The following is a 22070-nucleotide window of genomic DNA, read 5'->3' as shown; positions in this document are numbered from 1 at the left end:
AAAAAAAATTAAACAACCTGAGTCCTTATGAATATAGGACTCAGGCTGCTTAAATGTTCTTTTTTATTCCTGTCTACTTGACAGGGGTCACTTCAATTCGCTGGATGTGCCTACTTACAAAAAGGTCCCACTCCCCTCTGAACAGAGGGGCCGGACCTTATTGCACTGTTGTTAGTTTGTTTCAATTAACCCATATTTTCCGTCTTTGCGACGGTACACGATATTCGTGCGATTTGTTTCCGCATTGGTAAATATGAAGAAATTATGGCCGAGCATATTCATTTGCAAAATCGCTTCTTCGCTGTCCATCGGTTTTAGACTGAATCGCTTCGTACGCACAATCTCGAATTCTTCCTCTTCATGTTCTGCAGTCGCAACTGGAATCTCACTAGAAGCAAATACGTATTTGGATTCTTTATCACGCAGTTTGCGATTCACTTTCGTTTTATGTTTACGAATTTGTCGTTCTAACTTATCGCTCACTAAATCGATCGCTGCATACATATCATCATGACGTTCTTCCGCTCGCAACAATAATTGCGGCATTGGAATCGTTACTTCGATTTTTGCTTGTTTATCATTATATACTTTCAAATTCACATATACATGTACATCATCTGTGTTATCAAAATATCTATCCAACTTCCCAATTTTTTTCTCAACATACTCACGCAAAGCCGGAGTTACTTCAATGTTCTCACCGCGAATGTTGTACTTCATACGATGAACTCCTCCTTTTATAGAAGCTATGTTTTATACTTCTACAATCTCCTACAAAATCCTTCTTTAAACGTCGAATGATTTCGTGAAAATTTTGTGAAATAATAATTAATTTTACCTATGTAAGAGCTGTACTATATAGATATGCCGTTTCATTACGTTATATTATGGTATTAAAAGGATATTATAATGTATTTTTACTATTGCATTGGAGTGTTTGGCCGATGAGTGAGCTGCATATTGTAATTCCTCTTCATTATTTAAATATGTTCCCAACAAAGTCATCTAAACATTGGCCAAGTGATAAAGAGTAATTTACTTTTATAATCAAGAAAGATTTCAGTGAAAATTAAATAACCTGAATCCGGTAGAATACCAGATTCAGGTTTACACTTATTTTTCCACTGGCTACTTGACAGGAGGAAAATCAAGAGACAGCCTCTTTTATTCTCTCAATCTATACACACTTTGCTTTTAGTTATCTTACCATACTATCTTCGTTTGTCATAAAAGCGCCCGTCAACTGTTTGTAAATGAGTATATGGATTTACATATGATTGATGGAAACGTTTTTTCTCATTTAGTTCTTTTATATTCTTTTTAATGAGTGTAAATAATTGATGTAACCCTTTTTTAATTTCCTGCTCCATCTTAACGATTTGAGCAGCTTTTGGATGCTTCTCTAAATCGTTCGTTTTTGCCTGCTTTAACTTTTCAATGATCGATTCTCGTTTAGTGAGCAATTCGTTAATTTGTTCTATTTGTACTTCACGCCCAATAGCTGAATGCTGAAGAATACTTAGCAGTTTTTCTGAACATGAAGCAAGTTCCTCGACCAAATCCATTAAACTCGGTCTCCTTTAAATTGTTTTTGTCGATTTAAACGGATGACCTCTTTCCATGTATCACGAAATTCCGTTACAAATCCTTCTACTTCTTCTACGATTGAAAGGTCATTATTAATATTCGCTTCAATTAAACGACGATTCATATATTCATACATGACCATCATTTGTTTGGCAATCTCATATTCTTGGTTCAGTGTCACCATGAGCTCTTGAATAATTCTCTGTGCTTTTTGCAAGTTTGTATTTCGCTCTTGTATATTATTTTCACGCATCGCTTGCTTGCCTTTGTTTAAAAATTTCAAACAGCCATCATACAGCATTAACGTCAATTCAGCCGGCGAAGCGGTACTCACGCTATTTTGTTGATAAACTTGATGAAACTGCTGAGTAACCATGTGTTAACATCTCCTCATTAATAAAAATAAAATCATCTTATTAGCCCTGCATGCCTCCGCCAAATTGGCCCATTAAAAACGCTGATTGTTGATTCGCTCGTTGGATCGCTTCCTCCATTGCTGTGAACTGTTTCCAATAACGATCTTCAATATCTTGAAGACGACGTTGAAAATCTGAAATTTGGCTCGCAACATCGTTTAATTGCTTTCCGAGTGAATATTGATTTTCTGTAAGCGTCGGTTTACCTGCTTTTTTCTCAATATTTCGAGTAATACTTTTTATCGTATCGCGAAGGCGTTGTACAATGCCGCGTGTGTCAGAAGTAATTTGTCCATTGGAATCTTTTGTTATTGTACCACTTTGAGTCAATGTTTTGACAACTTTATCCGGGTCACTCTCAAGAGCTGCTCGGAGCTTGTCCTTGTCAATTACAAGCTTCCCACCTTGAGTGATGTCGCTTGTTGTTGTAATTCCGAATTCAGAAAGACTATCAATAACATTCGTACCGATACCATCTACTCGGCTATATAAGTCGCGGCGCATTTGTGATAATCCATTGGAAATAATTGAGTCACCGCGAAGTAACCCGCTCTTTGCTTTCTCTTCCCATAACTCGATTTGTTTTTCTGTCATTTCTGCTTTTTGCTCATCTGTAAGAGGCGGATAATCGCGATAACGTTTTTCATTTATTTTATCATTTAATGAACCGATTAATTCATTATATTTATTCACAAACTCCTCAATTTTTGCAATCATGCCGTCAACATCAGTTGAAGAAGTAATCATGATTGGATTAGAAGTGACAGCTTTCAATGTATATTCGATTCCATTAATAGTGAATGTATTCGACTGTCTTTCCATTTCTAATCCATTTAAAGTGAATTTTGCATTTTTTCCGCCATTCGCCAAAGAAGTGACTCCCGCGTTACCATTTTGGTCATTTCCCGTACTAAAACCAAAGATAGTAGCAAAAATATCATCACCTGTTGCAGATTTCACATAAACCTCTGCCTTATCAATGGTGTCGGTATCCGCTGTACCGGTTGCCCGTGTAGAAATTCCTAATTTTTTCGAGCCTTCATCAAAAATGGCATTAATATTAAGACCAGACTGATTCAGCTTTTTCGCCACATCCGCCAACGTATCGGTTGTTTTAAAAGTAATGGCTTCTTCTTTGTATGTTCCGTCTGATTGAAGAGCAGCAATCGTGATCGTAGTATCAGCTGCCAACCCTCTCTCACCAAGTGTTGTAGTAGAGGAAGCACCTGACACTGCAGCGGAAACACCAGAAGCGGCTGTTGCCAGTTGAGAAATTGTCATCGTATTTGTTGAATCATATGAGGAACTAGTGGCTTTCACAGTCAAAGCCCCTTCGTTAGACGAAGTAGCCGTTTTTTTATAAAAATTACTGGACAACATAAAGTTGTCAAATAAATATGTATCGAAATCAGCTAATTGCTTGTTAATATCCCGATAGTCATCGCGCTGCCATTCTAAAATTTGTTTTTTCTGATACAATTTATCAAGCGGAATTCGCTCGGCTTTCATTAAATCTCCCACAATCTTATCAATATCCATACCACTCGCCAGACCACTAATTCTCATGGTTGCCATATTTCCCGCTCCTTTCTAAATCTTTTCATCGACAATCATACCAAGAAATTTTTGCATTGTGTAAAACGCATCCAACAGCTTCTTAGGAGGAATTTCACGTATCACTTCTTTTGTCTCAGAATTAATGACTTGCACGTAATATTCACCTAATTCCTCATGCAAAACAAATTTAAGTGAACGGTTTTGAGTTTCCAAAAAATGATTCAATTTGTCAGTCGCTTCTTCTACTTTCTTTTTCGATACTTGTATATCTTCATTACGGTCGCTCTGTTGTTCCATAATTTTTTGTATCAAATCCGGGTCTTCTTTTGAAGGTTGAGAAACAGAAGCTTCCTGCAACGGCAATGAGTTTGTGATTTTCATTATCGACTTCCTCCTGAATCACTTCTTTATTTTTTATATCGGCTTTATCTAGAATCTTTAAATAGCCGTATTTAGTTTTGCAAGAAAAAGTCGATATATAAAATGAACGAACCAAAAAGAGAGTGAGGTGAACTTATGAAAATACAAAATCAATCAATGATTTCCTTTTCCATCCATCGCTATCAACGCAATGTCACAAGTTTGACAAAAACTTTAGATAAGCTCTCTTCAGGCTTAAGAATTTATCGGGCGAGTGACGATGCTGCAGGGTTAAGTATTTCAGAAACGTTAAGGGCACAAATAAGAGGATTAGCGCAATCGCAAAGAAATATGCAAGATGGTCTTTCTGTTTTAAAGGCGGCTGAAGAAGGATTAATGAACGTGAACAACCTTCTGCAGCGGATTCGGGAGTTAGCCGTACAAAATGCAAATGATACGCTAAATGCGAGCGACCGCGCCGCCAGCCAAAAAGAATTGGAACAATTATTACAAGCAATTGATGATACAGCTGAAAAACTTGAGTTTAATACACAGAAAATTCTCGGGGAAAATCGACCATTAAGATTACAAGTTGGAGCAAATCCTGGCCAAACGATTGCCGTTGACATGGTTGATACAAGTACAACAAGCCTTGGACTAAACGGAGCAACGTTATTAACGCAAACCGATGCTGAACAGCTTATCGCAAAAGTGGACAATGCACTTAAAAAGGTAACAAATGATTTAACAAACGTCGGCAGTGATTACGAGGCGATTGAACATCACTTAAATAACGCCATGTTAAAAGAAGGGAACTTAACCGCATCCGAATCTTTACTGAGAGATACGAACATCGCCCGCGAGATGATGAACTACATAAGCGAAAACATTCGACAACAGGGAGATTATTTGCTTATTTCGCACGTCAATCGTAATATAAAGGATATATTGGAGCTGTTTGCGTAAAAAAGAGGCACTTTGTAAATGAGTGCCTCTTCTTTGCAAGAAACAGATACAAAAGTGAGGATATGAAAAATGGAATTTTCTTAGAAAGGAAAAAAGACCGTTTTTACCAGTCACAAGTAGCCAAGTAATACATATTTATTTAGTTTTACCTAATAAATATTCACAATATTCAAAATCATCTATATTGTCAATATCAATAGATCTAGTATTTGGCATAATATATGGAATAGTTTCAGGAGTTAAAAATGACTGCTTTTCAATTAATGACTCTCTTCTTCCTACATATACTGCTCCATTAAGAACATAAGTTTTTTTGGCCTTTTGCCTTTGATAAGGGATTTCTCTATTACTATTTAAAGGTTCTAACATCCCTTGATTATTTATATGAAACATCCAATCTGGTATAGTCTTGCTTTCGGTAACAGACACACAAAAATTACTTTTGTTTTTTTCACATAAATAAATGGCTTCATCAATATCTTCTGCTAATCTTAAAGGCGATGTGGGCTGCAAGACGACAACATATTCATAATCCGAAAAATAACCTAAAGCATGCAGCACCGGGGCAATACCAGGTGTATCATCTTGAGCCAATTCTGAAGGTCTTAAAAACGGGACTTCAGCTCCCCACTTTTTTGCAACATTCATGATTTCTTCATCATCGGTGGAAACAATAATTTTATCTAAAAAGCGGGACTTTTTCGCTTCTTCTATTGTCCACGCAATTAACGGTTTTCCTTTAAGAGATTTGATATTTTTTTTCGGAATTCCTTTCGAACCACCTCGAGCAGGGATAATCGCCAAAATTTTTTTATCATTAATCATCCAAAGACCTCCGAAAACTCCAAGTTAGCTTTTTCAAAATCTGGTGTTTTACCTATATCTAACCAATATTCTCGAATAGGAAACACGTTTGTTTTCTTTTTTAGACTTATTAGTAATTCAAACAGAGACGGCATATCAAAGTATGTATTTTTGGGTATTAATTCTAGTACTTCTGGGTTTAGTACGTATATTCCTGCATTGACGAAATAACGTTCAATCGGTTTTTCTTCAATCGAGCAAAGTCTTGTTCCCTCTGTTCTCACCACTCCATAAGGTACTTGATGTTGATATTCTCGTACACACATCGTTGCTACAGAATCATTTTCTTCATGGAATTGCAGAAGCTGCTGAAAGTTTACTTTTGTTAAAATATCTCCATTCATAACGATAATAGGCTTTGTTGGTTTCTCAGTAAAAAGAGAAAGCGCTCCGGCAGTACCTAGCCTTTGATCTTCATCAAGGTACTGGATATTTACCCCCCATTCCAAACCATTACTAAAATATTCCTTTATTATTTCGCGCTTATAATTGACGGAAAAGTAAAACTGATGAAACCCATGTTCAATAAAACTTTCTAATATCGTTTGCAAAATCGGTTTGGTGCCAACTGTTAACATCGGTTTGGGTATGTGTTCTGTCAAAGGACGAAGACGGGTGCCTAATCCCCCTGCCATTAAAACAACCCAATTATCAAAAGAAGCTGAATCAAATAATACATCTGAGAAAATAACGTCTACTACTTGATTATTTTTATTCAAAATGGGAAGCTGACGTAGTTTTTTTTCTTGAAACATCCTTTTGATTGCCTGCTTCGATGCTCCCTTTTTCATTGTAATCGGATTTTTATTCATGACTTTCGATACTTGGTCATCAAGTGAAATGCCTCTTAAAATTCCCCTTCTTATATCCCCATCCGTCACTGTACCTAAAAGCCGAAAATCATCATCCACTACTAAAGCAATTTGAGCAGCGGTTTGGTCTATATTTTTCATCGTTTCGATAATAGATGTAGAAGGAGATACCAACAATTCTTTCCAGTTTCTCATTTGCTCACTTCCTTAGCAGGACTGCCATAAATTTTCTTATTATCGCCAACACTTCTTAAAACCAAGGAGCCTGCACCTACTAACACATTTTTTCCGACTGTAACATTTTGAATAATTTTTGTCCCTGTACCTATATGGGTTCCCTCTCCAACAAAAACTCCACCGGATAAAACACATCCCGGTGCAATATGACAATGTTTACTTATACAGCAATCGTGGTCTATACTAGTTGAGGTGTTTACAATAGTATTATCGTCAATTTTAGCAAATGGTTGAATAACGACACCTGCCATGACTTGCACACCTTCACCTAATATAACCGTATCTGAAATAATCGCTGAAGGATGAATGATGGTAGAAAACGTATAACCTTTTGATTTAAAAATGTTGAAAATATTTGCTCGGTGCCTCGTATCAGACACAGAACCGAGAGCATTAACCAGTTCAATTTCTTGCGGATCATATTTTAATATTTCTTCGTCTTTACCTAAATAAGTGACATTGTATCGATTATTTTCTTCTGTAGGTGCCGTATAACCTATTATCTCTCGTTTTTGCATTAATAGAATGTCAATCAATACTCGCGCATGCCCGCCATTTCCAATAATAATCACCGGTTTAGAGCACATTACGTTATAACCTCATCTTCTTCATAATCTTTTTGCGCTTTTTGTCCGATATAATCCCAATAATAGTATGGTTCGATTCCTGTTCCAGGCCGCTTTACCGTTAGATTATCAAAGGTAAATACTTCTCCTTTTTTAATTGGTTTAGCCGCAACTAAACTTTTTCTTGCCACTTCTTTATTTTTCAGCTCTGTTTGCGTCGGTCTTTTTTGCTTCTCACCAAGGGCTTTTTCAATGATTCGAATGGATTGAATCATTTCCTTTAATTCATTTGGCTCTAATGAAGCTTTATGATCTGGACCTGGCAATGTCTTATCTAACGTGAAGTGTTTTTCGATGATTTTCGCCCCTTTGGCAATTGCGGCAATAGGAACAACAATTCCTTCTGTATGATCCGATAATCCAATAGAAAGATTAAATTCTTCTTTCATATCATCCATTGCATTCAAATGTACATCTTCGTATGGTGTCGGATATTCTGTTGTACAATGTAAAATGCTTACTTTTTCTTGCAGCAACATTTTTGCTTCATCTGTTTGATAAAAACGTTTTACTTTATCAAATGAAACATCCGTTTTATTCGCAAAGCCGTAAGCTAAAAACGCTAGTGCATGATGAATTTCTTCCTTTGTAGCCATTCCTGTCGATAAAATCACATCGACACCATGCAATGCAATTTTATGTAAATATGGAGCATTTGTAATTTCGCCAGATGGTATTTTTATAACATTCAATTCCAATTGTTGAATTAAAAAATCTACACTTTCTAAATCGAAAGGTGTAGACAAAAACATAATATCTTTTTCATCACAATATTGCTTTAGCTTTTTAAAGCCCTCATAACTTAACTCCAGCTTTTTCAGCATTTCATATTGTGATGCGGATTTTCCCATATTCTTTTTTTGATATTCTGCCTGCTGTGCTGATTTTATAACTAAATGTTCGGTTTTAAAGGTTTGAAACTTAACCGCATCAGCACCGGCTTCTACTGCGGCATCCACCAGTTGAAAGGCCAAGTCTAACGAACCGTTATGATTAACTCCGGCTTCAGCGATAATAAATGTTTGTTTCATAGGATCTCTCCATCATAAAATTCTTTTGCCACTGATTTGATATTTATATTTTTTAAAACTTCTAATATTCGTTGAGAAGTTTCACCGTTTCCAAAAATTTTATATTCACTATCTCTTTTAAATTCATAATTTAACGCCTTAATTATTGTCTCTGTTATTTCTTTAACATCTGGATTACAATCAAAAACAGAGTCTGGTCTAATTCTTCCTTTTTGCCTACTACCAATGTTGACTGTAGGAGTTTTCAAGTAAGGCGCCTCTATAAGACCACTAGAAGAGTTTCCAATCACAACACTAGCATATTTAAGTAAACTTAAATAGCGTAACTGCCCCAGTGAATCAAAAATTTTTCTTTTATTTGGCTTTTTACTCACATACAAGCCAATCAAGTTGTTTATCCTTCTCCCATTGTCATCTGCATTGGCTTTTGTAAAAATCATAGTTGCATTGTTAAAATTATTTAGCGCCTCTAAAAGTTCTTCAATACCTTCAATTGGATTGGTACTTAATGTTGTTGGATGGTGGGTTATTAAAAAAATAGGCTCTTCTAAATAAATTCCCAGTGACTCTTCTAATTGCTTTTTTGACAGCAATTGCAATTTCATAATGTTTTCAATTCCCGGTGCTCCCACGTTATAGACTCGATTCGGATGCTCTCCTAATCGAATAACTCGTTTCCTATGTTCTTCAGTCGTTACAAAGTGAAGATAACTCATTTTTGTTACCGCATGTCGAATGGCGTCATCATACGCGCCATAAGTTACTTCCCCACCATGAATATGGGCAATTGGTATTCTGGCAATCATCGCCGCTTGAGCCGCTGCTAATATTTCAAACCGGTCCCCTAATAGGACTAAAATATCAGGTTTTAATCGATTTAGAGAATCTGCAAATCCAATTGTCCCCAACCCCAGGGATTTGGCAATTCCTACCGGTGTATCGCTAGATAGCAGCATTTCGACCTTTTCATTAATCACAAAACCGTCTTCCTCAATTTGCTTATAGGTCAATCCAAACTCTGGAGATAAATGCATGCCTGTCGCAATAATTTGCAGTTCTAAATCAGGGTCCGACTGTATTTCTTTCATTAACCAATATAAAAGACCGTATTCTGCTCTTGTACCTGTTACAACACATATTTTTCTTTTATTCATCTGCATCTTCTCCTAAGTATGGACTACTAGGAACATTTACAATTTGATACTGTAATTGTTCTGTAATCGATAAATCAGCTTTTGGACAGTTTTGAAAATGTGTCAGCAGATGTAACGGCTTCCATACAGGCCTGGACATCACGTTATGGTTATTTAACGTTTCCAAAACCTCATCTATGTTATAAATTTTTTCATCAAAAATTAATGTTTGCAGCCAGTAATTGCTTTTCGCAAACTCAGGCTCTTTAAACAATTTAATTCCATGATGCCCTTCTATGAGTTGCTCATATTTATTAACAAGTTGGCGTTTCTTTTCAATAAAATCTTCTAAATGTTCTAGTTGTGCACATCCTAATGCTGCATTTATATTGGGCATACGATAATTATAGCCTATCTCATCATGTTCATATTTCCAGCGGTGAGGGAGTTTGGCAGTAGTAGTAAGATGCTTCGCATAATCTGCCAGTTTCTCATCATTCGTCAAAATTGCTCCTCCACCGCCGGTTGTAATAATTTTGTTCCCATTAAAACTCATGGCAGAAGCTTTTCCGAAATTTCCTGTATGAATCCCTTTATAATAGGAACCTAGCGATTCCGCGGCATCTTCAACCATGATTAAATTCCATCGCTCACATATATCTAACAATGGATCTAAATCAACAGGATGGCCAAATGTATGCATCGGAACAACCGCTCGAATGATTTTACCGGTTTGTTTATTTACACAAACATTATTTTTTACTATCGCTATATCTTTTAAATAATCTTCAAGCTTAAATGGATCAATACCTAATGTTGTTTTTGAGACATCCACAAAATGCGGAACAGCCCCACAATAAACAACTGCATTCCCAGTTGCCACAAAGGTTAACGAAGGAATTAACACTTCATCATTTGGCTGAACCCCAACAATCTTTAAAGCAATATGAAGGGCGGCGGTTCCGTTCACAACAGCAACCGCTCTTTTTACACCAGTAAACTCCGCTAATAATCGTTCAAATTCATCTACATATTTCCCTACAGAAGATACCCAGCCTGTCTCAATACAATCAGCTACATACTTTTTTTCATTTCCTGTGAATATTGGTTCATGCAATGGTATAAAGTCTTTCTCTGGACACATGTTTTTAATTTTTTTAGCTAATTCTAATAAAACATCTCTCATATGTTATACACATCTGCCTTATATTGAGATAAGTTTCTTTCGTCTGTAAACCATTCAATTGTTTCTTTTAAGCCTCTTTTAAATCCTTCTTTTCCACCATATTTAGGCTCCCAGCCCAGTAAAGTTTTGGCCTTCGAATTGTCCGCCCACAATCTTTCTACTTCACTTTTTTCCGGGCGAATCCGAGCATCATCTGTTTCAATTTCAATATCGACACCCATGATTTCAGCAATAAGCTGTGCTGTTTCACCAATCGATACTTCAAAGTTGCTACCGATATTAATCACTTCACCGATTGACTGATCATGCTTCATAACAGAAATAAAACCATTTACTGTATCTTTTACATAATTAAAATCACGTGTTGGATGAAGCGAACCAAGTTTGATTTTCCGCTTACCAGATGCGAGTTGTGTAATAATCGTCGGAATGACTGCACGAGCTGACTGTCTTGGGCCATATGTGTTAAAAGGCCGAATAATCGCAACAGGCGTTTCAAACGAACGATAAAAAGCGATTGCCATTTGGTCCGCCCCAATTTTAGAAGCAGAGTATGGAGACTGGCCTTGAAGCGGATGATTTTCATCAATTGGTACGTATTGTGCCGTCCCATACACTTCACTTGTGGATGTATGAACAACTTTTTGAATATCCAATTCCCGTGCTGCTTGAAGAACGTTTAATGTCCCCTTAATATTCGTATCGATATATGTATCAGGTGAATGATAAGAATAAGGAATCGCAATTAAAGACGCTAAATGTAAGACAACATCGCATCCTTTCATCGCTTCTTTTACACCATGCGGATCGCGAATATCCCCAGCAAATACTTCTAATTCTTTTTTTATACTTTCCGGAGAGGTATCTAACCATCCCCATGAATTAAAAGAGTTGTAATAAACAAAAGCTTTTACATCATATCCTTGGCGGACAAGTTCTTCTGTTAAATGAGAGCCGATAAATCCATCAGCACCAGTAACTAAAATTTTCATTGCTGCATCATTCCTATTTAATAAATTTTGATATCAAATCTAAAAAGTTTATATCCTCCATGTTTTTAGCACTATTAGCTATATGTTCCCCGGCCACATAAGGAGCACCTTTTATCAGGGCTCCGTTATATGATGTATTTTTAAATTGAACTTTCGGAGTTTGTTGTATTTTCTGTTCGATCCATTTTCGAAAAATCAACCAACTTCTTGATGTAGCTACTCTTTCATGACTGTTTGTTTCAACTGTAAATGTTGGCTGATTAAATGAAATCGTTTTATTAGAAGTTGAATAAATAGAGTGAGATTGATTCCCTTTATAGGCCAAATCTTGTCCAAAAAAGACAATTTCCGCAAATCCCATTTTAATTAATACATCTAATCCAGTTGTTGCAACTGAACCACCTGTCTGAATCAATGGAATCTGATGTTCTTTGGCAAATTGTTCTGAAGGAGGGTACCCTTCTTGAAACAAAATAATTTTAGTTCCTGACCAATATCTGACCACTTCTTTATTAACGGTAGCAAGGAAAATTAATGGAATTTGGCTGCTTACACCCTTGACTTGTTCAAACACTAAATCATGCGGATCGGACATCACAATCGCATCAGGTTCAATATTATGATGCAATAAGGTTTTATAGGCAGCACCAACACAAAGTAAAAAGTATTTATTTTTCAATTGCTTTAGAACATCAATATTATCATCTAATGATGGTCCAGCCGCAACTAATGCAGCTTTTTTGCCCTCAAATTGACCTAAAAGTGAACCGATATGCGAATCAAACAGCTGAATATTATTTTGAAAATTCTCTTCCATAATATTTTTCATTCTTAAGAACGACATTTCTTTAATTTTTATATCTTCGAGTATTTCCTTCAAACTGCTGTTTGTTATCGTGCTAATCCAAGATTGTGGAATAATCCATTTAATATTTGAACTATCTAAATCTAAATTTCTAATAAACTCCTGAATTTGTATTGGATTATTAAGAATAATAAATTGGACATTTTCATTGCTTAAAATATCGGTTAAATCGATATGATGAATTGCTGCTTGAATCGTTGATATATCCGTATCAATTACAATAATTTTTTTACTTGGCTCTTTAGCCATTAACTGTTCGACATGATATCCAAGTCCGAAGCCAAATAAACAATACATATTAGCCAAAGGATCAATTTGAGAATCAATAAACTTCGATACATCTTTTATTGGATCGTATCGACTATATAAATAGTGATTATTTTTCTTCAAGGTTAAAGGACCTTTTTTAGATGTCTCTATTTCAATATCTTTACTATAATTATACCTATTCATTAAAAGTTGCTGTTTCAATACTTTATCCCTTATTGATTGCACATTTTTAAGATACAATTCCAACTTTCTATTCCCCTACTTTTTCAAAGCGTTTTTCTTTCGCTTCTTCAAAAAACGGTTGAATTTCGTATTCAAACATATCAGCAACAACAACATAATCTTGTCGTTCTAAACCATCATTGATTTCCAGCAAAAATTCATTCATTTGACTCGGATCGATATTGATATGATATAAATGTTCTCTCATTAATACAATCACTTGGGTTAACCAGCTTACACCTTCGCTAAATTGTGCGATTAACTGCATTGCTTCCCCAACTTTATCTTCACGCAAATAATCAGCAATGGTCTGCGATCCTACTGCTACTCGTTCAATATATTGATAGAAACTATCTTGTGTTTCGTAAATAATATTTGTCATCTTTCTCCCTCTTTATCCATAGACATAATTTTATTTTTAATTTTTTCTTTTAAGCGCATGAAATAAGATTTCGAATCAATTGCAGCTTCTTGTAAACGCGAATATAAATCCATGGAACGAGCATATACTCGTTGATACGCTTCTTTTTCCGTTTCATTCTCTTTCGGAAGATAGTTATTAAACGTATCTAACATGATAGGCTGAGCGATTAATGACATCATTCCTTCACCAAAAATCGGCTTTAACTGTTCATCAATTTTATCTAACTTTTTTAAAATTTTCGCATCAAATGCCGTATCAGAAGCATTTCTTTTCAATAATAAAACCGCTTCTTCAGTAAGACGTTTCACTTTATCATGTAATTTTATTTCGTTTTCAATTCGAATAAAAAACTCTTTCCATTCTTCAATATCTTTGTGCGGGTATGAATCTATCTCGAACATCGGGACACTTTTATTAGTATCTACATATCTGTCACAAAACTCTTGGAAAGAAATTTGTTGATACCCCTCTAGTTTAATTCCGCCTTCCGTGCAATTATAAATTCTTTCAGGCCGTGAAAAAGTTTGAATTAATTTTTCAAAATTATGCTTCATTGATAAGAAAGCATAATCTGTTAATACTTGGTCGCCATAGTATCCCTCTGTATAGAACATTCCTCTTTCTTTGATATATGTTTCATCAATTTTTTTAAAATTTTTATTATGTTCCGCATGCGTCTTATTATCTGTATAAGCTAAATCTTGACCAATTAGAGCAACAGGCCCTGTCGAAATCATATAAGCAATATTCAATGCAAAATTGGCAACAGAAGTTCCCCCTAAAATATCGGGTACCTCTTTATTTAATAATTTTTCCGCATAAGATTTTAACGAATGTATAATACTTGAAACGAAATAAAATGATCTTTGATTCAACTTTTCCAAAATTTTTTCGTGATGTGATAATGAATAAATCACTTTTGCCTTTTTTAATTGCAGTGATTCGAAATGTTTATAGTTGTTAATATTTCCATCTATAGTCACAACAAAATCAGGCTCAATACCATAATTAAGAAGAGTATTAATAGTAGAGCCTGAAGAAATTAACAGTACGTGTTCTCTTATCTTTTTTAATAGAGGAATTTGCTTAGTCAATGAAGGGCCACCGGATGCCACTACCACCGGCACATCAAAATAATGCTCCAAAACATGTAAAGGAATATCATCAAAACCATAAAATAAATTTAATATAAAATTTTGCTGCCATTCTTTAGAAAACGCTTTAATCGTATTTTCGTTTACTTTTTGTACATATATTGAGTCTTTAACGATATTTAATATTTGCTGATAATCACTTGGGAACAATTTATCATAATTAGGCGAACAAATTACTTGTATCCGGTTCCTAAATTGGTTGGTTAAAGAATCAACTAAATTTTTAAAATGCTCTAATTCCCTTGCTTCAATGAGAATGGTTCTTTCCAGTGCATGATTATTATTCCATTGCTCCTCAATGAATGGCTTCATTGGTTCAACGACGATCAAAAATTCGTCTTCACTCATTTTTTTGCTTAATGATTCGGCAATATAACCAGAACCGATACCGAACAAAATATGCAAATGATGTTTTTTATAATGGCGCTCGACAAATCTTTCCGCTTCCCGAATCGGGTCATATTTGCTGTGTAAGTAATAATTGTTTACTTTATGAATACGATGCCCACTCTTTGCAGCTTCCTCAATGATTTCATACTCTTGTATCTCATTATTCATTATTAGCACCTCAATTATAATATCGGTTACCATTATATTTTTTTAATACCTTTTCTTATATAATGCAAATTGATTTCCCGACATATCTTTATGAAGCGTTTCGACCGCTCTTTTGTCTGACTTAAATATTTTACTTATATCTATCGGTTTTTCAATCTAAACTTATATTATCAAAAACAACAAAAGAGACCTTGGGTATCCCCAAGGTCTCTTTCGATTGACTAAGATTATCGGAGTAATTGAAGTACCCCTTGTGGTTGTTGGTTCGCTTGAGCCAACATAGATTGTGCTGCTTGCATTAAGATGTTATTCTTAGTGAATTCCATCATTTCTTTCGCCATGTCAACGTCACGGATACGTGATTCAGCAGCAGTTAAGTTTTCTTGAGTCGCACCTAAGTTGTTAATTGTGTGCTCTAGGCGGTTTTGAACAGCACCAAGCTTAGCACGCTCAGTCGAAACTGTTTCAATAGCTGTATCAATAGTGCTAATAGCTGCATCCGCTGCACTTTGTGAAGATATTGATAAGCCGCTTACTCCAAGACCTGATGCTCTCATACTATTGATAGACAACGTAATTGATTGTCCGTTATTCGCACCGATATGGAATACTTTCCCAGAGAACGATCCGTTTAACAATTTTTGAGTGTTAAATTCTGTGTTGTTTGCAATGCGGTCAATTTCAGAAACTAATTGATTTACTTCAGCTTGTAAAGCTGCACGGTCAGCAGATGTATTTGTATCGTTTGCTGATTGTACAGCTAATTCACGCATACGTTGAAGGATCGCATGTGTTTCGTTTAATGCACCTTCAGCTGTTTGAATTAAAGAGATGCCGTCTTGTGCGTTTTTAGATGCCATTTCAAGACCGCGGATTTGGCCGCGCATTTTTTCAGAGATAGCAAGACCTGCAGCATCGTCGCCAGCGCGGTTAATGCGGTAACCTGAAGAAAGTTTTTCAAGGTTTTTCGCAGCTTGAGAGTTGTTGAATGCTAATTGACGGTACGTGTTTAACGCTGAAATGTTGTGTTGAATTCTCATTTCAAATTCCTCCTTGAATAGATATTTCTCTACATCCTTGTAGATTTTTGACGAGGAAAGTTGATTGCCCTTCCCCGCCTCACATTTTTAATATCGGAAGCATTCATGAAATGTTTAATAGTTTTTTAGTTTTTTTTTATTTATTTTTTAATTGTTGTAGCAAATTTGTCGAAACGTCTGCCGCTTGCTTGTTTTCTTCTTGAATGGCTATATATATTTCTTTGCGATGGATGTCGATATGTTTCGGTGCAATGATACCAAGTTTGATCTGTTCTCCTTCGATTGCAAGCACTTTAATTTCAATCGAATCTCCAATCATAATGGATTCATTTTTCTTGCGGGTGAGAACGAGCATTATTTTGCCTCCTTTTTGTGCACCTCAGACAACGGAAAGCGAATCGGATAATCGCTGTCATGGAGAATGAGCTGTTTGCCTATTTTCGCCTTGGCATTAATGATAATTGGTGCTTTTAAATTCATAGTCGAATTAGCAAATGGCTCTTTCAACGTCATAATCGTATATGTTACACAATCGTCTGGAGAGCTCAGCTTCAGCTTTTCGATATCTTCTTCAGCTAAATCGAAGGCGTAATCAGGATGGAAGGAAAATGGATAAGCAACCACAAATCCGACATGGCTATGTTGAACCGACTGCAAAATCGCAAACGGCGATTCTTTCTCTAATGGTAAAATAACAAATTGCTTTTCATCTTCAAAACCCGGAAGTCCGTTCGGAAAATAAATGATTTGTTCTTCGTTGATTTCAATTTCTCCTAAAAATTTTGATGTTATTTTCATAGGAAAGCTCCTTTCTCATTCTCGTAAAAAAAGCGGTAGACCGTAACGGCACCGCTTTCTTTTAATATTTCACATCGATTTTTATAGATGGATACTGGATCATATAACCAGATACATCTCCCGGTTTGTATTCATGAATCGGTTTATTCACTTTAACATCAATAATTGGTTTATTTCGATCAATTTTAATGTCCAAGTAACCGGGTTGGTAATCAATATCTACACTATTAACCGAAGGGATAAATTTTATTCCAAGCTTTTTATAAGGATGCAAGCCTTTTTCAGCCGAAATCGCAGCAATCGCATTGCCGCCGTTTTCAATTTTCATAAGCTGATCGCCTTCCTGAGCGCGTCGGGCAATGCCTTCTAGCCACGCTTGATGACCTTCTTCGGCGAATTTTCTTGTAGAAGCAAGTGGGCCGAGCAGTCCCATATCACTCCATGCTTTTGACTGGTCAATTGTCAGCCTCGCTGGCTTGGAGCTGATTGTGATCGTTGCCGGTGGCTGTTCGATATGCAAATCGGCTTTCGGCTGCTCGATATGCTGAATTGGCTTTTCAATATTTAAACCAAGAATCGCTTTCGTCGTGCGAATTTGAATTTGTGGGAAATTCACGTCACTCACCTTTCCCCTTTATTAACGGAGAAAATCAACTAATGTCGGCTGAATAATGCGTGCACCGACACTTAGTGCAGCCCGATGGACACTCTCTTGCGAAATAAGTTCAGTAATTGTTTTTTCATAATCGATATCTTCATTGTCGGACATCAATTTTGTTGCAATCACTTCTTGCGTGGACAAACGGTCTTCCATCATTTCAACTCGGTTTTGCTTCGCACCAAGTTCTGAGCGAGCAGATAACAAAGCGTTTTGTTGAGCCTCAATTTGACTTAAATAACCGCTAATCGCGCTTCCCGTGCTGTTAGGGTCATTTAAAGCCGTCTTTAAATTGCTCAACATGCCAATAATTCCAGTAGTTTCATCACCAAACAAAGTTTTCCCATCAATATTGACATCCAATTTAATACCGTCGAATACTTCAATTTCCACTTTGCTTTGGTTGCCGTTTACTGCAAAACCCGTTTCTCCCGGATATCCTACAAACAACGGATTTTTCGTGTCAGCGCCGTTAAAAATATACTTTCCTCCGATTTTCGTGTTGGCGACATCGACGATTTGTTTTTGAATTTGGTCGATTTCATCAGCAATTTTTTGACGGTCTGCCGGAGTCGCTGTATCAGTCGACGCTTGCACGACGAGCTCTTGCACCCGCTGTAAAGCAAGACCAACTTTATCTAATGCATCATCTGCGCTATCAATCCAGTTATGAACTTCTCCAATGTTGCGCTGATACTGCTCTACACGTGCTAAGTCTTCTCGATAAGCAATCCCTTTCATCGCAACAACAGGGTCATCGGAAGGACGTGTAATTTTTTTTCCTGTCGTTAATTGTTCTTGATATTTTCCGAGCCGTTCATAGCTATTCGATAAGTTTCTAAGCATATTGTTTGCCAGCATTGATTGGGTCACTCTCATATCAATCACCTACCTTATAAACCAACACGGCCCATGCCGTTAATAATTCTATCGAGCATTTCATCAATCACTGTAATGTTTCGAGCGGCTGCATTATAAGCATGCTGGAATTTAATTAAATTTGTCATCTCTTCATCAAGTGAAACAGAGCTGACAGATTGACGGTTTCGTTCAACAGATGTCACCAGCGTTTCTGCATTAGATTTCATTCTCTCTGCTTGTTGTCCATCGACACCGATTTTCCCAATAAGCCCTTCATAAAATGTTTGCACCGTTCCACCAGTAATAGGCAATCCATTAATCAGGTCACCGCTTGGAAGAGTGGCTGAACCACTAGTAATTTGAACATCTTTAATCATCGCTAAATTAAGGGCATTATTTCCGTTTCCGGACTCTCCTATCTTCGAAGAGGCAGCAATATTAGAAAGGTCGTTCATAATATTATCATCTACTTTAATAGTAGCTGCTGCTCCTTTTTCTGTTGGCGGACCACTTAAGGTCATTGTAAAGAAATCTAACCCTGTGGAATTATTAAGTCCAAATCCCTTTTGATGTTGTGCATTAAACATTGTAGCAAACGAATACGCCATTTTATCTAAATTGGCGAGCATATCAGGGTAATAGCCTTTCACATTATCTTGATCAGGCCCGTAGCCATAAGCTTCAATCAATGCCTTCATTCTTCCATTCCCTAAATTGTCTGGTGAGATGGAAACAGCGGAACCATCTATTTTAATGCTGGAAACAAATCCGTTCGGATTTGTAGGGTCATTAACAGGATCGACAGATGGGTCAACCGATAATTGAGAATAGCCGTCTTTCGTCACTACCTTTATAGTTGAACCGTCCTGATTAACTAGTGAAATTTCGTAAATTCCTTCTGCGATATCGAGAGAATTCCCTCCCGAAGAAACCTTATCTATTTTTACATTAAAAAACTTTGATAGTTCATCAACAAGAGCATCGCGTTTATCATAAAGATCATTCGGCAAATAGCCATTAGGTTCAATCGCCTTAATTTGATCGTTTAGTTCGCTGATTTGTTTTAAAATAGAATTCACTTCTAGTAACCCTGTTTTAATCTCTTGTCCTAAATCCGTACGAATTTGCGATAAAGAGTTGTAAAGATAATTGAAGGACTCAGCCACTGCTACTCCACGTTGACGCACAACAGCGCGAGCGCCCTCATTTTCCGGATTGACACTTAAAGTCTGCAGTGATTCCCAAAATTGCGTCATCGCTTTCCCTAATCCAAATTCACTCGGCTCATTCATAATATCTTCCATTTTTGAAATCGCATCTGAACGCGTGTCCCAATAACCGAGCTTGTTTGATTCATTCCGATATTGGTAATCTAAAAAGCTGTCACGTATTCTCTGCACAGATCCCGCAGCTACCCCCGTCCCCATCTGTCCAGGAATTTGCGGACGGTTCATCGACGCCGGTGGATACGGCTCTGTCTCAACAAAGTTGACACGCTGGCGTGAGTAGCCCGGCGTATTCGCGTTTGCAATGTTATTGCCGGTTACATACAAAGCCGATTGTTGAGTAAATATTCCTCGCTTCGCTATTTCTAAGCCTTGAAACGTTGATCGCATCACATTTCCCCCAATACTTGAAGATCGCTTGTTCGCTAAGCTTTTGAATCAAATAACGATCGGCTGCCTTCATATGAAGATGGCGCCATGTTCGGTTTTCTATAATTCACTTCTTGCCGCTTCGGCATGATCATATCCAAAGTCATATTGACAAACTGCAACGATTGCTGGAGAAGCTGTTGATTTAACTGATTAATATTTCTGAGCTCTGCAACTACTGCTAGCAATTTGTCTCGCAATATTTCTAAAGCTGAGCGCTCCGGTTCTTCCATCAATTCAATACATATCGTTAATGTCGGCTCTGTCTGTGTATGACCTAAGGAGCTTAGTATCTTTTCAACAGCAAGAATTCGTTCCCTCTCGATCTGTTTCACTGCGGCAATATACTTTTGCTCCTCTTTCATAATTGCGGTGAGGGCTTCAATGTCGCCTTTCTTCAAAGATTCCGTTTTTTTATTTGCCAGTTGCAACAAACCTTTATGCAGCTTCAAATGTCCTTCCAATAAATCAATTAATGATTTGGCAGACATGAAATCCCTCCCAAAAAAGTCCATAAAAATGAAATCAGTATGATAAGATACTCATTTAATTTTCAAAGTAAAACTTATATATGCTTTTCGCGACCGCTTCAGCATCAATTTTGTATGTTCCATTTTGTACTTGTTCTTTTAGTGCGCGCACTTTATTTTGATGTTCAACAGCCCATTGAGAAACTTGCTGCAATTCTTTCGCCGTCGCGGAAATTTCCACTTTATCCTGCTTGGCTACAGGCTTGTTCGTCTGGATTTCTTTATCGAACTGACATCTGTAAGGATTCATTCCCGCTGGTCCAAAGTTATTAATTCGCACTCCGTTCCCTCCTTTTTCGGTCCGATTCCGTCTCTTTCTATTTATATTATCGGCAAAAGAAAAGGATTGTTTACAAAAAATCAAAGACTATCGTTTTCTTCTTTTTTTACATAATAAACCGTGCTTGCTTGACGTTTTTTCTTCATTTCTTCTTTCTGTAGTTTTTCTATTTGCTGATTCAAGTCTTTTAAACAATTAGCGCACAGTTTCCCCTCTCTGATCATCTTGCCGCAGCGGTCGCAAGGATACCCTAAGTTCGGGAATGGAGCAAGCTTTAAGCGTCCATTTCTAATAAATTTAATCAGGAGGGATTCTTTCACACCCGTTCCGTTGACGACTTGCGTCATTGTTGCCATGCGGTTTTCCCGTTTCCGCAAAAATTGATAGACTTTTTCAAACTGTTTTTCTTCTTCTTTATAGCAGCTTTCACAAATATCACGAAATTGACTTTTGACAAACAGATTCCCGCAATTTGGACAATTTTCTAAGTTCATCAATGTCCTCTCCCTGTCATTGTCTTTCCTTTTATTATACGACAAAAGGAACATGTTACGTATAAATATTAATAATCAGCCCTTGAATTTCTCCAATGGTGTTTAACAAGTCAATGCCTTGCTTTTCTTTTTGCAACACGGCATTAGTGAGATCGATTAGTTTTTGATCTACTTCTTTCACAATTTTGTATAATCGTGAACGTCCGCTCCAGTTAAAGCCGTGCTGCTCCGATAACTGCAAACCATTTTTCACCGCATCATCAAGCAGCGTTTTGACAAGCTTTTTATACTTACGCAAATCTTCAACAGAACGGGATTCCGCCAAAACTTTTCCTTGATCTTCGATTTGCTGGACAAGCTGCTGGAAACGTTCAAGCGCAAGTTCTTCGCTTCGCTTTGCCATTACCTCGGTGAATGAAACAGACGGTGAAGCTTTTGTGTCTTTCCTGCTGACTTTAAATATATTTGCTTTTGCTATTTTCTCGATTTCCATA

26 protein-coding genes are annotated in these 22070 nt (G+C 36.8%); 1 reads left to right on the top strand and 25 read right to left on the bottom strand.

Annotated features, from left to right (window positions below; translation table 11 throughout):
* Window positions 1–171 precede the first annotated feature (171 nt).
* From hpf to flaG, 5 genes are all read right to left on the bottom strand, one after another.
* Window positions 172–720 (bottom strand): ribosome hibernation-promoting factor, HPF/YfiA family, encoded by a 549-nt coding sequence (gene hpf, locus HNR31_RS06945; RefSeq protein ID WP_181555523.1) that lies wholly within the window; start codon window positions 718–720, stop codon window positions 172–174.
* 491 nt (window positions 721–1211) lie between these two features.
* Window positions 1212–1565 (bottom strand): flagellar protein FliT, encoded by a 354-nt coding sequence (locus HNR31_RS06940; RefSeq protein WP_181555522.1) that lies wholly within the window; start codon window positions 1563–1565, stop codon window positions 1212–1214.
* Window positions 1565–1963: a flagellar export chaperone FliS gene (gene fliS, locus HNR31_RS06935; RefSeq protein WP_181555521.1), complete on the bottom strand. Its 399-nt coding sequence runs from the start codon at window positions 1961–1963 to the stop codon at window positions 1565–1567. Before fliS ends, HNR31_RS06940 begins: the two co-directional genes overlap by 1 nt.
* Before the next feature lie 40 nt (window positions 1964–2003).
* Complete coding sequence (locus HNR31_RS06930) at window positions 2004–3578, bottom strand: flagellar hook-associated protein 2 (RefSeq protein WP_181555520.1); 1575 nt, start codon at window positions 3576–3578, stop codon at window positions 2004–2006.
* 15 nt (window positions 3579–3593) lie between these two features.
* Window positions 3594–3941 (bottom strand): flagellar protein FlaG, encoded by a 348-nt coding sequence (gene flaG / locus HNR31_RS06925; RefSeq protein WP_220129430.1) that lies wholly within the window; start codon window positions 3939–3941, stop codon window positions 3594–3596.
* A gap of 135 nt (window positions 3942–4076) precedes the next feature.
* Between flaG and HNR31_RS06920 the strand changes: the two genes are divergently transcribed.
* Complete coding sequence (locus HNR31_RS06920) at window positions 4077–4886, top strand: flagellin N-terminal helical domain-containing protein (protein ID WP_181555519.1); 810 nt, start codon at window positions 4077–4079, stop codon at window positions 4884–4886.
* A 135-nt stretch (window positions 4887–5021) separates the two neighbouring features.
* Here the strand turns inward: HNR31_RS06920 and HNR31_RS06915 are convergent, their stop codons facing one another.
* From HNR31_RS06915 to HNR31_RS06820, 20 genes are all read right to left on the bottom strand, one after another.
* The gene (locus tag HNR31_RS06915; RefSeq protein WP_181555518.1) at window positions 5022–5711 is read right to left on the bottom strand and encodes an acylneuraminate cytidylyltransferase family protein; all 690 of its coding nucleotides are present in this window, start codon (window positions 5709–5711) and stop codon (window positions 5022–5024) included.
* Complete coding sequence (locus tag HNR31_RS06910; protein ID WP_181555517.1) at window positions 5708–6757, bottom strand: nucleotidyltransferase family protein; 1050 nt, start codon at window positions 6755–6757, stop codon at window positions 5708–5710. Before HNR31_RS06910 ends, HNR31_RS06915 begins: the two co-directional genes overlap by 4 nt.
* Window positions 6754–7386 carry an acetyltransferase gene (locus tag HNR31_RS06905; protein WP_181555516.1) on the bottom strand — a complete coding sequence of 211 codons (633 nt, stop codon included), beginning with the start codon at window positions 7384–7386 and terminating at the stop codon, window positions 6754–6756. Before HNR31_RS06905 ends, HNR31_RS06910 begins: the two co-directional genes overlap by 4 nt.
* Entirely contained in the window at window positions 7386–8456 is a 1071-nt protein-coding gene (gene neuB / locus HNR31_RS06900) for an N-acetylneuraminate synthase (RefSeq protein WP_181555515.1), read from the bottom strand. The genes HNR31_RS06905 and neuB overlap by 1 nt, the downstream gene beginning before the upstream one ends.
* Window positions 8453–9610, bottom strand: a complete 1158-nt coding sequence (neuC, locus tag HNR31_RS06895; protein WP_181555514.1) for a UDP-N-acetylglucosamine 2-epimerase — start codon at window positions 9608–9610, stop codon at window positions 8453–8455. Before neuC ends, neuB begins: the two co-directional genes overlap by 4 nt.
* A complete protein-coding gene (locus HNR31_RS06890; RefSeq protein WP_181555513.1) occupies window positions 9603–10775 on the bottom strand; it encodes a LegC family aminotransferase in 1173 nt (390 codons plus the stop codon). The genes neuC and HNR31_RS06890 overlap by 8 nt, the downstream gene beginning before the upstream one ends.
* Window positions 10772–11767 (bottom strand): NAD-dependent 4,6-dehydratase LegB, encoded by a 996-nt coding sequence (locus tag HNR31_RS06885; protein ID WP_044746280.1) that lies wholly within the window; start codon window positions 11765–11767, stop codon window positions 10772–10774. The genes HNR31_RS06890 and HNR31_RS06885 overlap by 4 nt, the downstream gene beginning before the upstream one ends.
* Before the next feature lie 13 nt (window positions 11768–11780).
* Window positions 11781–13148, bottom strand: coding sequence for a motility associated factor glycosyltransferase family protein (locus tag HNR31_RS06880; RefSeq protein ID WP_181555512.1), 1368 nt, complete (start codon window positions 13146–13148; stop codon window positions 11781–11783).
* A 4-nt stretch (window positions 13149–13152) separates the two neighbouring features.
* A complete protein-coding gene (locus tag HNR31_RS06875; protein ID WP_181555511.1) occupies window positions 13153–13506 on the bottom strand; it encodes a hypothetical protein in 354 nt (117 codons plus the stop codon).
* Window positions 13503–15260: a motility associated factor glycosyltransferase family protein gene (locus HNR31_RS06870; protein ID WP_181555510.1), complete on the bottom strand. Its 1758-nt coding sequence runs from the start codon at window positions 15258–15260 to the stop codon at window positions 13503–13505. The genes HNR31_RS06875 and HNR31_RS06870 overlap by 4 nt, the downstream gene beginning before the upstream one ends.
* A 227-nt stretch (window positions 15261–15487) precedes the next feature.
* Complete coding sequence (locus HNR31_RS06865; protein WP_181555509.1) at window positions 15488–16300, bottom strand: flagellin N-terminal helical domain-containing protein; 813 nt, start codon at window positions 16298–16300, stop codon at window positions 15488–15490.
* A 136-nt stretch (window positions 16301–16436) separates the two neighbouring features.
* Window positions 16437–16655: a carbon storage regulator CsrA gene (gene csrA, locus HNR31_RS06860; RefSeq protein ID WP_181555508.1), complete on the bottom strand. Its 219-nt coding sequence runs from the start codon at window positions 16653–16655 to the stop codon at window positions 16437–16439.
* Window positions 16655–17098 carry a flagellar assembly protein FliW gene (fliW, locus tag HNR31_RS06855; RefSeq protein ID WP_181555507.1) on the bottom strand — a complete coding sequence of 148 codons (444 nt, stop codon included), beginning with the start codon at window positions 17096–17098 and terminating at the stop codon, window positions 16655–16657. Before fliW ends, csrA begins: the two co-directional genes overlap by 1 nt.
* A 61-nt stretch (window positions 17099–17159) precedes the next feature.
* Complete coding sequence (locus HNR31_RS06850; RefSeq protein ID WP_181555549.1) at window positions 17160–17714, bottom strand: DUF6470 family protein; 555 nt, start codon at window positions 17712–17714, stop codon at window positions 17160–17162.
* Between the two features lie 21 nt (window positions 17715–17735).
* On the bottom strand, window positions 17736–18635 hold the full coding sequence (gene flgL / locus HNR31_RS06845) for a flagellar hook-associated protein FlgL (RefSeq protein WP_181555506.1): 900 nt from the start codon (window positions 18633–18635) through the stop codon (window positions 17736–17738).
* A 14-nt stretch (window positions 18636–18649) separates the two neighbouring features.
* Complete coding sequence (gene flgK, locus HNR31_RS06840) at window positions 18650–20233, bottom strand: flagellar hook-associated protein FlgK (protein ID WP_181555505.1); 1584 nt, start codon at window positions 20231–20233, stop codon at window positions 18650–18652.
* A 35-nt stretch (window positions 20234–20268) separates the two neighbouring features.
* Window positions 20269–20763, bottom strand: coding sequence for a flagellar protein FlgN (locus HNR31_RS06835; protein WP_181555504.1), 495 nt, complete (start codon window positions 20761–20763; stop codon window positions 20269–20271).
* A 55-nt stretch (window positions 20764–20818) separates the two neighbouring features.
* Window positions 20819–21082 (bottom strand): flagellar biosynthesis anti-sigma factor FlgM, encoded by a 264-nt coding sequence (gene flgM / locus HNR31_RS06830; protein ID WP_181555503.1) that lies wholly within the window; start codon window positions 21080–21082, stop codon window positions 20819–20821.
* Between the two features lie 80 nt (window positions 21083–21162).
* Window positions 21163–21576, bottom strand: coding sequence for a TIGR03826 family flagellar region protein (locus HNR31_RS06825; protein WP_181555502.1), 414 nt, complete (start codon window positions 21574–21576; stop codon window positions 21163–21165).
* Between the two features lie 55 nt (window positions 21577–21631).
* Window positions 21632–22069 carry a YaaR family protein gene (locus HNR31_RS06820; RefSeq protein WP_181555501.1) on the bottom strand — a complete coding sequence of 146 codons (438 nt, stop codon included), beginning with the start codon at window positions 22067–22069 and terminating at the stop codon, window positions 21632–21634.
* Window position 22070 lies beyond the last annotated feature (1 nt).

The organism is Thermaerobacillus caldiproteolyticus, from assembly GCF_013761245.1.
Classification (GTDB): Bacteria; Bacillota; Bacilli; order Bacillales; family Anoxybacillaceae; genus Thermaerobacillus; species Thermaerobacillus caldiproteolyticus.
The sequence above is the reverse complement of the archived record's forward strand: the minus strand, read 5'-3'. Positions and strand labels throughout refer to the sequence as shown.

Bases quoted from the DNA above. Each gene is read 5' to 3' on its own strand.
- HNR31_RS06910 (WP_181555517.1), bottom strand. From the start codon at position 6,757: ATGAGAAACTGGAAAGAATTGTTGGTATCTCCTTCTACATCTATTATC.
- HNR31_RS06825 (WP_181555502.1), bottom strand. From the start codon at position 21,576: ATGAACTTAGAAAATTGTCCAAATTGCGGGAATCTGTTTGTCAAAAGT.
- HNR31_RS06920 (WP_181555519.1), top strand. From the start codon at position 4,077: ATGAAAATACAAAATCAATCAATGATTTCCTTTTCCATCCATCGCTAT.
- flaG (WP_220129430.1), bottom strand. From the start codon at position 3,941: ATGAAAATCACAAACTCATTGCCGTTGCAGGAAGCTTCTGTTTCTCAA.
- HNR31_RS06835 (WP_181555504.1), bottom strand. From the start codon at position 20,763: ATGTCTGCCAAATCATTAATTGATTTATTGGAAGGACATTTGAAGCTG.
- HNR31_RS06940 (WP_181555522.1), bottom strand. From the start codon at position 1,565: ATGGATTTGGTCGAGGAACTTGCTTCATGTTCAGAAAAACTGCTAAGT.
- csrA (WP_181555508.1), bottom strand. From the start codon at position 16,655: ATGCTCGTTCTCACCCGCAAGAAAAATGAATCCATTATGATTGGAGAT.
- HNR31_RS06875 (WP_181555511.1), bottom strand. From the start codon at position 13,506: ATGACAAATATTATTTACGAAACACAAGATAGTTTCTATCAATATATT.
- fliS (WP_181555521.1), bottom strand. From the start codon at position 1,963: ATGGTTACTCAGCAGTTTCATCAAGTTTATCAACAAAATAGCGTGAGT.
- HNR31_RS06905 (WP_181555516.1), bottom strand. From the start codon at position 7,386: ATGTGCTCTAAACCGGTGATTATTATTGGAAATGGCGGGCATGCGCGA.
- neuB (WP_181555515.1), bottom strand. From the start codon at position 8,456: ATGAAACAAACATTTATTATCGCTGAAGCCGGAGTTAATCATAACGGT.
- fliW (WP_181555507.1), bottom strand. From the start codon at position 17,098: ATGAAAATAACATCAAAATTTTTAGGAGAAATTGAAATCAACGAAGAA.
- flgL (WP_181555506.1), bottom strand. From the start codon at position 18,635: ATGAGAGTGACCCAATCAATGCTGGCAAACAATATGCTTAGAAACTTA.
- hpf (WP_181555523.1), bottom strand. From the start codon at position 720: ATGAAGTACAACATTCGCGGTGAGAACATTGAAGTAACTCCGGCTTTG.
- HNR31_RS06885 (WP_044746280.1), bottom strand. From the start codon at position 11,767: ATGAAAATTTTAGTTACTGGTGCTGATGGATTTATCGGCTCTCATTTA.
- HNR31_RS06865 (WP_181555509.1), bottom strand. From the start codon at position 16,300: ATGAGAATTCAACACAACATTTCAGCGTTAAACACGTACCGTCAATTA.
- HNR31_RS06930 (WP_181555520.1), bottom strand. From the start codon at position 3,578: ATGGCAACCATGAGAATTAGTGGTCTGGCGAGTGGTATGGATATTGAT.
- HNR31_RS06915 (WP_181555518.1), bottom strand. From the start codon at position 5,711: ATGATTAATGATAAAAAAATTTTGGCGATTATCCCTGCTCGAGGTGGT.
- HNR31_RS06820 (WP_181555501.1), bottom strand. From the start codon at position 22,069: ATGGAAATCGAGAAAATAGCAAAAGCAAATATATTTAAAGTCAGCAGG.
- HNR31_RS06890 (WP_181555513.1), bottom strand. From the start codon at position 10,775: ATGAGAGATGTTTTATTAGAATTAGCTAAAAAAATTAAAAACATGTGT.
- flgK (WP_181555505.1), bottom strand. From the start codon at position 20,233: ATGCGATCAACGTTTCAAGGCTTAGAAATAGCGAAGCGAGGAATATTT.
- neuC (WP_181555514.1), bottom strand. From the start codon at position 9,610: ATGAATAAAAGAAAAATATGTGTTGTAACAGGTACAAGAGCAGAATAC.
- HNR31_RS06870 (WP_181555510.1), bottom strand. From the start codon at position 15,260: ATGAATAATGAGATACAAGAGTATGAAATCATTGAGGAAGCTGCAAAG.